Raw genomic sequence first — 13,172 nt, 5'->3', positions numbered from 1 at the left:
GGCGGTGTTCAGCCGTGCCCCCGGCCGGCTCCGGCGGTGTTCAGCCGTGCCCCCGGCCGGCTCCGGCGGTGTTCAGCCGTGCCCCCGGCGGGCCCGGACCCACGCCGCCCGGCGGGCGAGCACGATCACCCCGGCGACGAGCGTCCCCCCGTACAGCCACCCGGCCTGGGTGGCGAGCCCGGTGACCAGACCCATCAGGTGGCCGAGCAGCCCCCCGCCGCTCTCGGCGACCGGCAGCAGCCCCACGGCGAACGCGAGCGGCAGGACCACCGGTGCGGTCAGCACGTCGCCGCCGCGCACCCAGAGCGCGGTCAGCACGCACACCGGCAGGAACAGCACGCCGTAGACCGTCGGGGACGCCCCGAACAGCAACTGGTCCAGGCAGCCGAGCAGGAACATCGCCCCGGCGCAGAACAGCCCGCTGCCGAGCCCGGTCAGCCGGGGGTTCGGCAGCCGTCGGCCCGCCGGCCCCGGCCGCGCCTCACCGACCGGCCCGGCGCCCTCCACCTGCCGCGCGCTCCGGCCGGCGCCCGGCGCGGGTCCGCGCCCGCCGCGAGCCCCGCGCACCCGGCCCGGCCGGTGCCCGGCCTGCGGTGGCAGCGGGGTCCGCGGCGGCGTGCCGCGTCGCGGTCCGTCGTTCGGGGGTCCCGTTCTGCGTTGCTCCACAGGGACCAACCTAGGTCTGTTTATGTGCCGAATCGGCCTTCAGACACGCCGGGGGGACGCGCTGGGCCGGAGCTCCGACGCTCTCGCGAGGCCGGGGCGCGGACGCCGTAAACTGGTGGATCGGCCAGTGTCGGTCTCTGGCCCCCTGGCAGCCCCTGGCCCACTCAACTACGGGAAGTCGCAACGTGTCGCTCACGATCGGAATCGTCGGCCTGCCCAACGTCGGCAAGTCGACCCTGTTCAACGCCCTGACCAAGAACGACGTGCTGGCGGCCAACTACCCGTTCGCCACGATCGAGCCGAACGTCGGCGTGGTCGGGGTGCCCGACGGCCGCCTCGCCAAGCTGGCCTCGATCTTCAAGTCGGCCCGCATCCTCCCGGCCACGGTCGACTTCGTCGACATCGCCGGCATCGTGCGCGGTGCCTCCGAGGGCGAGGGCCTGGGCAACAAGTTCCTCGCGAACATCCGCGAGTCCGACGCGATCTGCCAGGTCATCCGCGCCTTCAAGGACGACAACGTCGTTCACGTCGACGGCAAGGTCTCGCCGAAGGACGACATCGAGACGATCAACACCGAGCTGATCCTCGCCGACCTCCAGACGATCGAGAAGGTCCTGCCGCGCCTCCAGAAGGAGTCCCGGATCAAGAAGGACATCGCGCCCAAGGTCAAGGCCGTCGAGGAGGCCAAGGAGATCCTGGAGAAGGGCGACACGCTCTTCGCGCACGGCATCGTCCAGGGCACCGAGCGCAACGAGCTGCTGCACGACCTGCACCTGCTGACCACCAAGCCGTTCCTGTACGTCTTCAACGTCGACGAGGAGGAACTGGTCGACGAGGACTTCAAGACCCAGCAGCGCGCCCTGGTCGCCCCGGCCGAGGCGATCTTCCTCAACGCCAAGCTGGAGCAGGACCTCGCCGAGCTCGACGAGGAGGAGGCCCTGGAACTGCTCCAGTCCTTCGGCCAGGAGGAGCCCGGCCTCGCCACCCTCGCCCGCGTCGGCTTCGACACCCTCGGCCTGCAGACGTACCTCACGGCCGGCCCCAAGGAGTCCCGCGCCTGGACGATCAAGAAGGGCGCCACTGCCCCCGAGGCGGCCGGTGTCATCCACACCGACTTCCAGAAGGGCTTCATCAAGGCCGAGGTCATCTCCTTCGAGGACCTGGTCGAGACCGGCTCGGTGGCCGACGCCCGCGCCAAGGGCAAGGCGCGCATGGAGGGCAAGGACTACGTGATGCAGGACGGGGACGTGGTGGAGTTCCGCTTCAACGTCTAATACGTTCGGCGAAAGGCCGTCTGACCTGCGGTGGAGTGGGTCGGGCGGCCTATGCGGTCCGCGCGGAGTCCGCAGCGGGCTGATTTCGGGCAGCGCGCGGGGGAGCGGCCACGCCGCTTCGTCGACCTGCGGCTCGCGCCCGACGAAGGGAACACCATGACCCAGCAGACCGACGACCAGCCCAAGGCCCTCAAGCCGGCGCTCGAATCGATGACCCTGCTGGTCGCCGCCGTCATCGTCCACGACAAGGCCACCAACCGCGTCGTCCTCCTCCAGCGCAGCGAGAACGCCAAGTTCGCCCAGGGAATGTGGGACATCCCCGTCGGCAAGAGCGAACCGGGCGAACCGATCACCGAGACGGCCGTCCGCGAGCTGTACGAGGAGACCGGCCTCACGGTGAGGCCCGAGTCCCTCAAGGTCGCCCACATCATCCATGGCGCCTGGGGCGTGGAGGCCCCCAACGGCTTCCTCACGGTCGTGTTCGCCGCCCACGAATGGACCGGCGAACCCGAAAACCGCGAACCCCGCAAGCACTCCCAGGTCCGCTGGGTCGACGCCAGCGCTATCCCCGAAGCCTTCGTCGACACCACAGCCAGTGCTCTGCACCACTACCTGACCAGCGGCGCGGACGTCTCCCTGGACGGCTGGCAAACCGCGTGAGCATCATGTTGCCCACCGGACGACGTCGGCCAGTTGGGTGTCAGACAGGCCAGGTAGAAGTACGGGTCTATCTGGCTGCTCTGGACAAGGACAGTCAGCCCACGGGCTACCTCTTCATGAGCCGCACGTGCGGCCGGTACATGGCGTACGCGGACTTCACGTAGCCGCGGTCAGGCAGCTGCGGCTACGTCCGGGTCCAGCCGTTGGCGAAATCGCATTCGAGGTCCGTCCAGCGGCGAAGCTCGGCGGGGGTGTAGCTGGGGTAGCCGAGGCGTCCCACGCCCATGGCCGGCCGTGCTCGTCGCAGGCGCCGAAGTCCTGGTAGTTCCGTTGGGCCTCGATCAGGGAGACCTTGTTCGCGCCGCCGCTCATGGCCGGCCAGCGGAACTGGACCCCGTCGTCCTCCCAGAAGCAGACGGGGCAGATCTCGTACGAGCCGGGCATCGCGGTCAGTACGCGGTGTCCGCAGCACGGGCAGGGGTAGGAGTCGCTCACCTGCGCAGTCTCGTTGCAGGTCCCGCCCGGGTGCCATGGGGTCAGCGGCGATCAGGTCTCATAAACGGTGGACCGGTGTCCCACATGAACGACCCAGACCACCAGCTCCCCGTTGTCGATCGTGTAGACGACGCGGTAGTCGCCCACGCGCAGACGGCGTCGCTCGGGCCGGGACACGAGTGCGGTGGTGTTGAAGCCGAGGGGGTCGGTCTCCAGCTCGGTCAGCTTGGCCAGGATGCGCAGTGCCATGTCGCGCGGGATCTTCCGAAGCTCGGCCTGCGCCTCGGGGCGGAAGACGGTTCGGTACTCACTCACCGCGCGCCAGCGTCTCCCTCATGATGTCCTCGATCGGGATGCCGGGAGCCGGGTTGGCCATGCGCTCGTCGATGATCCGGTTGATCTCGCGCTCTTCCCATTCCTGGTACTTGCGCAGCACCTCGATGGAGACCACGGCGGCGACTTCCTTGCCCCGGCGCGTGATCACCGTGGGTACGTCGTCGCGGTCCGCGCGCTCCACGACCTCCGCCAAGTGCGCGCGCACGTCGCGGATGGACTCTGTGGGCAGTGGCTGCGTCATGCGCTCAAGCGTACCGAGTGTCTCATGTGTACACAATGGCTGGAGTCCATGGCGGTCCATCGCTCGCGCTGGATGAACTCGCACTGTGCTGGATCGGTGCTGTGATGAGAGCGACCGAAAACCGCGTTTTCGCAGGTGGGAGCTGTCGTTGCCACGAGCTAGGTGGTTCGTCAAGCGCACAGATAAGAAGGGGCTGAGTTCTGGTGAACTCGGCCCCTTCTGCCTCCCGTGCTGACTTGGTGCTGACTCCTAGTTGCTCGTCGGCGGCGCGAGCCTGTCGAGATCCAGGCTGATCTCGAAAGGCACAGGGCGCTTCAGGGTGCCTCGGAAGATGCCGGCGGGCGCGTAGACGCCAGTGGGTTCGTCGAGTTCGTAGACGTGGACGACAGGGGCGCCGTCTTCGTCCTCGATGCACCAGTAGTGCGGGATGCCGGCCTCCGCGTACTTGCGTAGCTTGACCGTGCGGTCCCGGTGCGCGGACTCAGGTGAGACGACCTCGATGACCAGTCGCACCTCGTCCGGCGCGAACCAGGTGCGGTCTGCGTCGTAGTCGGCCGTCGTCAACAGCAGATCCGGCTCGGGCCGGTTTCGCTCGTCTAGCTTTATGGTCATCTCGCGGCCGACCCTGACATCGCCGGGCGCCTGCTCCATGAGAGCGACGGTGAGCATGGTGACGAGGTGGCCGTGCCACCACCTCTGCGGCGACATCATGAAGACAAGCGCTCCGTCGATCAGCTCGGTGTGGCGGGGTGCCTCGGGAAGGCGGTCCAGGTCTTCCGCGAACCAGCCTTCCTCGCGCGGCGGGCGCATCCAGTCGGGCAGTGCGGTCATGGCTCAACCGTAGCGATTCGACGAGGCGTGGGCCACGAGATCGTCGCCGGGCGGCTGCCCTTCCTCGGGCCTTCAGTTGCTGTTCCGCCTCTTCGGCTCTCGCTTCACGAGCCTCCTGCGCACCTGGGAGTCGCATTGCTAACGACACGCAGCTATTTCAGGGCCTCAGCCGCAGAACGTGTCCTTCACGGCCTGGATGACCTCGGCCGCCTGGCGCTCGTCCACCGTGGCGTTCCCGCCAGTGAAGCGGTAGCTGACCTCCTTCACGAGCTGCTTCCCCTTCTGTCCGTCCCGGATCTCCTGGCAGGTGCTCACGGACCGGCGTACGGCCCGCTCCCTGTTCACCGTGATTCCGGGGTTGATCGAGGTCAGCTTGCGGAGGAGCTGCTTCTCCTCGGCCGCGTTGGGCTCATCGAGCTTGGCCGGCGCCTCGTGGGTCGGCCTGGCCTTCGGGGAGGGGGACATCTTCGCCGCGGTCTTCGCCTTCGCCGGGGTGTCACCCGAGGTGTCACTGTTGCCCGCGTTGGCGATGGCGGTCACCACCAGGACGCCACCAGCGATCAGCAGGGCCTTCTTCTTACCGTTCACAGTCTCTCCTCATGGAAGAGCCAGCCCCGTCGTGGGACTGGCTCTGGCCGGTGGCCTTTCTTTGTTTACGGGGCAGGGCCGTCCTAACTCTCCCGTCATCACTACTCCCAGGACTGTGGGGGGACGGGCATGAAATCCCGAAGCGCGCTGATGCACCCTCGCGACCAGTCAACCAACTGTGAATCGTCGAAGTAGATGGTCTTCTCGTCCAGTTGGCCCAGCACGTTGTCATGTGCCACGCCCGCTTCGCAGTCGTTCAGGGCTGTGTCCGGGCTCTCGTAGATGAAGGACCAGCCGTAAGCGTCCTTCCGTCCGGCCTTGAACGCAGGCGACCAGGAGTCCGGGCCGCTGTCGTCGTCGGTGACGACCTTGACCACGCCGACGAGGATGATCACGGCCCAGGCGCAGCCGATGACGGCCCACACCCGTCTCTTGCCGTAGCGGTCGGTGAGCGTTCGCATTTAGATGCACCCCCCACATAGTTCGTGTGATCGTTGACCCTAAGTGGTTGACCCGTGAACTAGAAGGGTGGATCTCGTGAAGGCGGCGCTCCGGTCGGAGCTGTCTCACCAGTCGGGTCGGCCCTGCTCGGTGGACGGTTCGAGTATCGGCTCGAAGGCGGACTCCTCCTCGCCGGGAACGTGCGGGAGGAATCCGTCGGGGACGGTGCGGGCGGCGGTGGTGAGCAGGCGCTCCAGGACTTCCCGGTCGGTGGCCGGGGGAAGCCGGAGTGCGGCGAGGAGGCGGTCGCGGACGGTGGGGTGGTCCGGGTGGTCGTCGAGGTGGTCGGAGCTGAGGGCCGGGAGCGGGAAGCCGGCCAGGGCGTCGTGCCAGGGCGGCAGGACGATGGCGAGGGTCAGGGCCTCGGCGAGGGACTCGGCGATGAGGGAGGCATGGCCCTCGGAGTCGGTGTAGAGGACTGGGCGGGTGCCGCCGGGGTGGGCCGGGCCGCAGAGGTAGTGGGTGCCGCCCGCGTTGCAGCCGGCGACGGGCTCCACCGGAAGGCCGTTGGGCAGGACGATCGACTCGACCGGGTCGACGCGGGCAAGGTCGAACTCGCCGTCGCAGGCCAGGTAGGCGGCGGCCTCGGGATGCGCGGCGATCCTGTGGAGCAGTGCGCTGTCCGAGAGGGCGGCCGGGTTGAGGACCCGGGCGATCGCGGGGGTGAGGGGGTGTCCGGCGAGGACGTGGCGGATGGCGTCGAGGGGGACGGGGCGCTCGTAGTAGTCCTCGAAGTGGGTCTGGACGGCCTCCGGGGAGCGGTCGGTGAGCAGATGGAAGAGGAAGCCGGAGCCGTCGGGGTCCCCGTGGCCGGTGGGGAAGACGATGGCCGAGCCGGTGCGCCAGACGGTGTCGCCGGTCTCCCGCCACAGGCAGGCGGTGACCCGAGAGGCCCCGATGCCCTCGTCGTAGAAGGCGGGCTCGTGCAGGAGCGGGCTCAGTGCCGCAGGCACGTCGTCGATGACGCCAGGCCAGACCCGCTCGTCGTGCGTCCCGTACGGACTCATCTCCGACTCGTGGTCGAAGCCGCGTATGAGCACGCCCGCCGGGGTGAAGAGGACGGAGAATTCGTCCCCCGAGCCGTTCTCCATCAGGGCCGCTTCCACACCGGGTCCCCAGGCGGCGTCGAAGGTGTACTGGCGGAATCGCGGATCGTCGCCGATCGCCGCGTCCAGGATCGCCAGTGCGCGCAGGTGGTCGCGGAGTTGGGCCGGGCCGGGGAGGAGGGTGGCGGTCTCGTGCACGGTGCTCATGGCGCCATGGAAGCAGCCGCCACTGACAATCTCACGCGGCCGGCCCAGCGGCGGGGCCGCCGGCCCCGGCGGACTGTGTCCTCGATGGGAACAGGCGCGTCCCGCACGGTGCGACGAAGGGGCCGGATCCGGCAGCGCCCCGGCCCCTTCTGGCTGTACAGGTGTTCCGCGTGGGCTCAGGCGTCGAAGTCGAGTTCGATCTGCGCCGACACGGCCCGCGCACGGCAGGCCAGTGTGTAGCCGCGGTCGAGTTCGTCCTGGCCGAGCGCGTACTGCCGGTCCATTCGCACGGTGCCGCACACGACCCTGGCGCGGCAGGTTCCGCACAGGCCGTCCCGGCAGGAGTACGGCGTCTCGGGCCGGGCCCGCAGGACGGCGTCGAGGATGACGTCGTCCTCCGGCTCCATGGGGAAGACGGTGGTCCGGCCGCCGAGCCGGGCGGTGACCCGGGCGCGGGCGGCCGGGGTGTTCCGGTCGACGGGCTCGGGGGACGGCCCGGCGGGTTCGCCGTCGGTCGTGAAGAGTTCCAGGCGGACCCGGCGGGGGTCGGCTCCCCATTCCGTCAGGGTGGTGCGGACCGCCTCGACCAGCCCCCCGGGCCCGCACAGATAGAAGTGGGTGCTGTCGTCCGGTTCGGCGCCGAGGAGTTCCAGCAGCCTGGGCAGCCGCGCGGTGTCGATGCGTCCCGAGAGCAGCGTGGCCCCCTGTGACTCCTGGGAGAGGACGTTCAGGAGGAAGAACCGGTCGACGTAGCCGTCCTTGAGGTCGGCCAGTTCGTCCGCGAGCAGGACCGACATCGAGGTCTGATTGGCGTACACCATCGAGACGCGGCACGTGGGGTCGTCGCGCAGGGCCGCCGCCGCCATGCTGAGCAGCGGGGTGATGCCGCTGCCGCCCGCGACGAGGACGTGGTGCGCGCCGGGCTGCTCGGCCAGCCGGAAACCGCCGGCCGGCGGCCCGACCACGAGGGTGTCGCCCGCACCGAGCGAGGTCAGGGCGTACTCCCCGAAGCCGCCGTCTCCCAGGCGCTTGACCACGAGACGCAGACCGGAAGCGGGATCCTGCGACCGGTTCGGCGGAGTGCAGATCGAGTAGCTGCGGCGGATCTCCTTCCCGTCGGGGCCGCCGAGGAAGTGCCGGACCGTCAGGTGCTGGCCCGCCCGGTGGGTGAACGCGTCCGTCAGGTGCTCCGGCACGTCCAGGGTGATCGCGACGGCGTCGTCGGTGAGCTTGTCCACCGCCGAGACCCGCATGCGGTGGAAGCCCGTCGCACGGCGTGAGGTCGTCGGTGTTTCGTTGCTGTCCTTCAATCGCCTGTCTCCATGCCGTGTCGTCACGTCGCTCTCATGTGCGCGAAGGTCTCGTGGCAGGCCGTGCACACCAGGATCGACTGGCACCGGGTCGCACCGAACGGACTCTGCGGACGGGTGGCCGCGGAGCCGCAGTTGGGGCAGGGCACGCCGAGGCCGATACGGACAGGCAGGGGCACGCCGGCGGGACCCGGTGGCGCGATGCGGTTGTCGGCCAGCTTGCGCCGGCCGTCGGCGCTGATCCAGTCGGTGGTCCAGGCGGGCGAGAGCACCTGCCGCACCCGCCCGTCCGGATGTCCGCACTCGGAGAGCACGGCCCGGATCGCGCCCTGGATGGTCTCCATCGCCGGGCAGCCGGTGTAGGTCGGCGTGATGGTGACCTCCATGACGCCGTCGTCCGCCGGTGCCACGTGACGGATCACTCCCAGGTCGCCCAGTGAGATCACCGGGAGTTCCGGGTCGGGCAGCGCCTCGACGAGCCTTCTGACCTCGTTCGCCGTGCTGCGCGTACCTGTGCTCACCAGCTGGCTCCCGGGTACTGGCGGTGCACCGACTGCAGTTCCGCCACCATCGGGGCGAACGCCTCGGTGTGCAGCCCCTCCCGGCCGCCGCCCGCCCTCCAGCGGGGGGCGGGAACCGTCAGCTCCGCCTCGCTGAGGACGGCGGTGACGGACTCGTCCCAGTGGGCGCGCAGCCGCGCCGGGTCGACCCCGGTGCCGTCCCGGTCGAGCCGCCGTACCAGCTCGTCGCTGTCGAACAGCTCGGGGACGTACGGCCAGATCCGGTCCACTCCCTCCTGCATCCGGCGGTGGCTCTCCTCGGTGCCGGCGCCCAGGCGGACGGTCCACTGCGCGGCGTGCAGGCAGTGGTACGCGACCTCCTTGGACGCCTTCGCGGCCAGTCCGGCGAGCACGGCGTCGGCCGACTCCGCCAGCGCCGTGTACAGCAGCCGGCTGTAGTGGGCGAAGGCCAGCTGCCGGGCGATGGTCAGCGCGAAGTCGCCGTTCGGGGTCTCCACCAGCAGGCAGTTGCGGAACTGGCGTTCGGTCCGGGTGTAGGCGAGGTCGTCCTCGCTGCGGCCGGTGCCGTCCAGCTCGCCCGCGTAGCCGAGCAGGGTGCGGGCCTGCCCGAGGAGGTCGAGGGCGATGTTGGCCATCGCCAGGTCCTCCTCGATGGTGGGCGCTCTGGTCACCCACTCGCACAGCCGCTGGCCGAGGAACAGCGCGTCGTCCCCGAGCCGCAGCGCGTACGCGGCGATGTCCGCCGACGTCACCGTCTCGGCGGCCTCAACCGGCATGGTCCGCCGCCTTGTTCAGGGCCACGTAGTGGTCCGGGTACCGGTACGGCTTGTCGGCCGCGTTGCTGAACAGCGGGTCCTTCTCGTCCGGCGAGGAGGCGCGTACGTCCTCGGAGCGCACCACCCAGATGGACACCAGGTCTCCGCGGCGCGTGTAGAGGTCGCGGGCGTTGGCGAGCGCCATGTCGGCGTCGGCGCCGTGCACGGAACCCACGTGCTGATGGGACAGGCCGCGACGCGGGCGGATGAACACCTCCCACGGAGCCTGTGACCTCCCCACCTGTCCGTTCATGCGGTGTGCCTCCCGATTCTCTCTTGGTCCCTGTGCAGCTCTTCGTCCCGGCGCAGGGAGTAGGCCTCGACGGCCTCCCGCACCCAGGCGCCGTTCTCGTGAGCCGCCACCCGGTGGGCCAGCCGTTGCCTGGCGCACTGCGAGTCGTCGGCGAGCACGTCCCGGAACTGCTGCCAGTCGATGGGGCTGAAGTCGTAGTGCCCGCGCTCCTCGTTCCAGCGGATCGCCGGATCGGGCAGCGTCAGCCCGAGCTCCTCCACCTGCGGCACGGCGTTGTCGACGAAGCGCTGGCGCAGTTCGTCGTTGGTGTGCCGCTTGATGCCCCAGGCGATCGAGCGCCGGCTGACCTGGGCGCCCATGGCCGCCGCGCGGGAGTCCCCGGCGGCGCCCGCCACGGTGTCCGGCGGACCGAACATCAGCGCCACCGCCGGTAGCCACCAGCGGTTGACGGCGTCCTGGGCCATCTGCTTCTGCTCGGGCGTGCCGCGGCACAGCGACCACAGGACGTCGTAGCCCTGCCGGACGTGGAACGCCTCCTCCTGGCAGACGCGTTGCATGGCGCGGGCGTACGGCCCGTAGGAGGTGCGGCACAGCGGCACCTGGTTGACGACGGCGGCACCGTCCGTCAGCCAGGCGATCGCGCCGGTGTCGGCCCAGGTCAGGGCCGGGTGGTTGAAGGTGGCGGCATACCGCTGACGTCCGGCGTGCAGGGCGTCGAGCAGCTCGGCGCGGGTGACGCCGAGCGTCTCGACGGCCGAGTACAGGTAGAGCCCGTGGCCGGCCTCGTCCTGCACCTTGGCCAGCAGGCTGGCCTTGCGGTGCAGGGAGGGGGCCCGGGTGAGCCAGGCGCCCTCCGGCTGCATGCCGATGATCTCGGAGTGTGCGTGCTGGGCGACCTGGCGGATGAGCATCCGCCGGTATCCGTCGGGCATCCAGTCGCGGGGTTCGACGCGCTCGTCGGCGGCGAGGAGCGCCTCGAAGTGCTCGGTCAGGCGCGCCTCGTCGTCCGCCGCCGAGGTGGCCGCCGTCTGCTCAGCGGTCACCGACGGTCTCCGCTTCGGCGGCGGTGGCGGTGCGGGCGCTCGGCAGGGGCGCCGCCGGGGCCTCCTGGAAACCGCTCAGGAACCGCGAGTGGAAGCGCCGCAGCGGGCCCGGGGACCACCAGTTGGCCGAGCCGAAGAGCGCCATCAACGACGGTACGAGCAGGGCGCGCACCAGGGTGGCGTCGATGATCACGGCGAGGGCGGTGCCGAGGCCGAGCTGCTTGATGAAGACCAGGCGGGAGAGCGTCAGGGCACCGACGGGGATGCAGAACAGGACGGCTGCGAGTGTGGTGATGCGGCCGACCTTCTGCAGGCCGGTGGCGACGGCCTCGCGGTTGGGGATGCCGTGGTCCACGCCCTCCTTGATGCGGGAGAACAGGAACACGGTGTAGTCGGTCGACACGCCCAGCGTCAGCGCGAGCAGGATGATCAGCATCGTCGGCTGGAGGGCGCCCTGGCTTCGGAAGTCCAGCAGCCCTTCCAGGTTCCCGTCCTGGAAGACGAGGACCAGGATGCCGAAGGTGGCGCTGAGGGTGAGCAGGTTGGTGATGACCGCCTTGACCGGCAGGACCACCGAACCGGTCATGGCGAAGAGGATGAGCAGCGTGGTCAGCGCCATCACCGCGATCGCGAGCGGCAGGTGGCTGCCGAGGCTGTCCTGCATGGCGCGGAAGAGCGCGGTGTTGCCGGTCGCCTCGGTCGGGTACGGCGCGGGGACGTCCTTGATCTTCTTGAGGGTGTCCTGGGCTTCGAGGGACAGGGGCGCCTTCTTGAGGGAGACGTCGGTCTGCCACAGACCGCCGCCGAGCCTGCGGGGCGGGGCGACCGCGGCCACGCCGTCGATCTGCCTCAGCTTGCCGGCGTACGTGGCGAGATTCGGCCCGGCGTTGTCGGGCGCCTGCTGGATCAGGTTGACGGGGGACTGGAGCGAGCCGGGGAAGTCCTGGTCGAGGGTGTGGTAGACCTTGCCCGCGTGTGAGTCGCTGGGCATGGACGCCGAGTCGATACCGGTGAACTTGATGCCGGCGAAGGGCGCTCCGAGCACCAGCAGGACGACGCCCGCGCCCACGGCGGCGGTGACGGGCCGCTTCATGACGCCGCGCGAGAAGCGGTACCAGCGGCCCCGGTCCTCCGGCGCCTCGGAGGCGCGCTGCCAGCGCTTCGGCGCCCACTTGTCGATGCGCGTGCCGAGGACGGCGAGCAGGGCGGGCAGGCCGAGCAGGGCGAAGACCAGGGCACCGATCACGGTGGCGATGCCGGTGACGCCCATGGTGTAGAGGAAGCGCTGCGGGAACACCAGCAGGGAGGCCAGCGCCGCGGCCACCGTGAGGCCGCTGAAGAAGACGGTGCGGCCGGCGGTGAACAGGGTGGTGCGCACGGCCTCGCCGGGGGTCTGGCCGCGGTGCAGCTCCTCCCGGTACCGGGAGATGATCAGCAGGCTGAAGTCGATGGACAGACCGATGCCCAGCGCGAAGAGCAGGTTGAGGGCGAAGATCGACAGGTGCACGGTGGTCATGACCACGCCCATGCCGCCCAGCGCGAGTGCGATGGTGCAGATCGCCCCGCCCAGCGGGATCAGGGCGGCGATCACGCCGCGGAAGATGAAGAGCAGCAGGATCAGCAGGATGGGGAAGCCGATCGTCTCGGCCTTGCCCAGATCCTCGCTGGAGATGGTGCTGCCCTCGACGTTGGAGGCGGTGGGGCCGCCGAGGCTGACGTGGTCGCGCAGCAGCGGGTCCGCGTCGATCTTGTCCTGGAGCCCGGTGACCGCCTTCTTCACGGCGTCACCGGGGGCGAAGCTGCCGACCGCGGCGACGAGGTAGGTCTGCCCGCGGTCGGCGGAGACCATCTTCGGGTCGTGCGCCGAGGCGTAGTCCCACACCGCCTTGACCTCGGGGCGGCCCTTCAGCACCTCGATGGCGCGGGTGACCACCTCGGGACGCCGGGCGGACCGCGGGTCGATCGGCTGGTCGGACTTCACCAGGACCACATAGCCCTGCTCGAGGTCGGCTCCGCTCGCCTTCTCGACCTTGTCCAGGACCTTGACCGCGGCCGAACGGGAGTCGTCGTAGTCGTCCACGCCCATCGTCATCTTGGTGAGGGAGCTCCCTCCGACGCCCAGCCCCACGAGAACGAGGAGGCCGACGATCAGCAGCAGACGCCCTGGCCTCCTCTCCATGAGGCCGTTGATCCTGGTGAACAACTCGACCACTCCTTTGTCTTCTCCGGGCGGCAGTGACTGCCGGGCAGGTCTTCCACAGAGGTAGGAGTCAGCGAGGAGGCGGATCAATCCCCCGCCCCGCGCATCGGAGTGCGGCGCGTTGCCGGCATCGAGATCTTTGAAGGAAGTTTCGAACGCGGGGAGTGCGGAGGCGCCCTCGCGCC

At 69.8% G+C, this 13,172-nt stretch carries 15 protein-coding genes and 1 pseudogene; 2 read left to right on the top strand and 14 right to left on the bottom strand.

Annotated features, from left to right (window positions below; genetic code table 11):
• Window positions 1–72: 72 nt before the first annotated feature.
• Window positions 73–666: a DUF6542 domain-containing protein gene (locus tag AB0B40_RS14985; protein ID WP_362264053.1), complete on the bottom strand. Its 594-nt coding sequence runs from the start codon at window positions 664–666 to the stop codon at window positions 73–75.
• A 185-nt stretch (window positions 667–851) separates the two neighbouring features.
• On the opposite strand from AB0B40_RS14985, the gene ychF reads away from it, so the two are divergent.
• Together ychF and AB0B40_RS14975 are read left to right on the top strand one after the other, a co-directional pair.
• On the top strand, window positions 852–1,940 hold the full coding sequence (ychF, locus tag AB0B40_RS14980) for a redox-regulated ATPase YchF (protein ID WP_345054495.1): 1,089 nt from the start codon (window positions 852–854) through the stop codon (window positions 1,938–1,940).
• A gap of 156 nt (window positions 1,941–2,096) precedes the next feature.
• Window positions 2,097–2,600 carry an NUDIX domain-containing protein gene (locus AB0B40_RS14975; protein WP_362264052.1) on the top strand — a complete coding sequence of 168 codons (504 nt, stop codon included), beginning with the start codon at window positions 2,097–2,099 and terminating at the stop codon, window positions 2,598–2,600.
• A gap of 291 nt (window positions 2,601–2,891) precedes the next feature.
• On the opposite strand, the pseudogene AB0B40_RS14970 reads toward AB0B40_RS14975, so the two are convergent.
• The 13 genes and pseudogenes from AB0B40_RS14970 to AB0B40_RS14910 form a co-directional block, all read right to left on the bottom strand.
• Window positions 2,892–3,095, bottom strand: a pseudogene (locus AB0B40_RS14970) (CPCC family cysteine-rich protein); the annotation flags it as partial.
• 51 nt (window positions 3,096–3,146) lie between these two features.
• Window positions 3,147–3,410, bottom strand: coding sequence for a type II toxin-antitoxin system RelE/ParE family toxin (locus AB0B40_RS14965; protein WP_329401522.1), 264 nt, complete (start codon window positions 3,408–3,410; stop codon window positions 3,147–3,149).
• On the bottom strand, window positions 3,403–3,672 hold the full coding sequence (locus AB0B40_RS14960; protein ID WP_055621811.1) for a type II toxin-antitoxin system Phd/YefM family antitoxin: 270 nt from the start codon (window positions 3,670–3,672) through the stop codon (window positions 3,403–3,405). The genes AB0B40_RS14965 and AB0B40_RS14960 overlap by 8 nt, the downstream gene beginning before the upstream one ends.
• Window positions 3,673–3,921: 249 nt before the next feature.
• Window positions 3,922–4,503 carry a Uma2 family endonuclease gene (locus AB0B40_RS14955; RefSeq protein ID WP_345054502.1) on the bottom strand — a complete coding sequence of 194 codons (582 nt, stop codon included), beginning with the start codon at window positions 4,501–4,503 and terminating at the stop codon, window positions 3,922–3,924.
• A gap of 165 nt (window positions 4,504–4,668) precedes the next feature.
• Window positions 4,669–5,091 (bottom strand): hypothetical protein, encoded by a 423-nt coding sequence (locus tag AB0B40_RS14950; RefSeq protein WP_362264051.1) that lies wholly within the window; start codon window positions 5,089–5,091, stop codon window positions 4,669–4,671.
• Window positions 5,092–5,192: 101 nt separating this feature from the next.
• Entirely contained in the window at window positions 5,193–5,552 is a 360-nt protein-coding gene (locus tag AB0B40_RS14945; RefSeq protein ID WP_345054507.1) for a hypothetical protein, read from the bottom strand.
• A 105-nt stretch (window positions 5,553–5,657) separates the two neighbouring features.
• Window positions 5,658–6,845 carry a hypothetical protein gene (locus AB0B40_RS14940; protein ID WP_345054509.1) on the bottom strand — a complete coding sequence of 396 codons (1,188 nt, stop codon included), beginning with the start codon at window positions 6,843–6,845 and terminating at the stop codon, window positions 5,658–5,660.
• A gap of 176 nt (window positions 6,846–7,021) precedes the next feature.
• Window positions 7,022–8,155: a 2Fe-2S iron-sulfur cluster-binding protein gene (locus AB0B40_RS14935; protein WP_345054512.1), complete on the bottom strand. Its 1,134-nt coding sequence runs from the start codon at window positions 8,153–8,155 to the stop codon at window positions 7,022–7,024.
• 23 nt (window positions 8,156–8,178) lie between these two features.
• Window positions 8,179–8,676 (bottom strand): 1,2-phenylacetyl-CoA epoxidase subunit PaaD, encoded by a 498-nt coding sequence (paaD, locus tag AB0B40_RS14930; protein WP_345054514.1) that lies wholly within the window; start codon window positions 8,674–8,676, stop codon window positions 8,179–8,181.
• On the bottom strand, window positions 8,673–9,452 hold the full coding sequence (paaC, locus tag AB0B40_RS14925; protein ID WP_345054516.1) for a 1,2-phenylacetyl-CoA epoxidase subunit PaaC: 780 nt from the start codon (window positions 9,450–9,452) through the stop codon (window positions 8,673–8,675). The genes paaD and paaC overlap by 4 nt, the downstream gene beginning before the upstream one ends.
• Entirely contained in the window at window positions 9,442–9,744 is a 303-nt protein-coding gene (gene paaB, locus AB0B40_RS14920) for a 1,2-phenylacetyl-CoA epoxidase subunit PaaB (RefSeq protein WP_345054519.1), read from the bottom strand. The genes paaC and paaB overlap by 11 nt, the downstream gene beginning before the upstream one ends.
• Window positions 9,741–10,787 (bottom strand): 1,2-phenylacetyl-CoA epoxidase subunit PaaA, encoded by a 1,047-nt coding sequence (paaA, locus tag AB0B40_RS14915; RefSeq protein WP_345054521.1) that lies wholly within the window; start codon window positions 10,785–10,787, stop codon window positions 9,741–9,743. Before paaA ends, paaB begins: the two co-directional genes overlap by 4 nt.
• On the bottom strand, window positions 10,777–12,990 hold the full coding sequence (locus AB0B40_RS14910) for an MMPL family transporter (protein ID WP_362264050.1): 2,214 nt from the start codon (window positions 12,988–12,990) through the stop codon (window positions 10,777–10,779). The genes paaA and AB0B40_RS14910 overlap by 11 nt, the downstream gene beginning before the upstream one ends.
• Window positions 12,991–13,172: the final 182 nt, after the last annotated feature.

Source organism: Streptomyces sp. NPDC042638 (assembly GCF_040647235.1).
Lineage (GTDB): Bacteria > Actinomycetota > Actinomycetes > Streptomycetales > Streptomycetaceae > Streptomyces > Streptomyces rameus.
The sequence above is the reverse complement of the archived record's forward strand: the minus strand, read 5'-3'. Positions and strand labels throughout refer to the sequence as shown.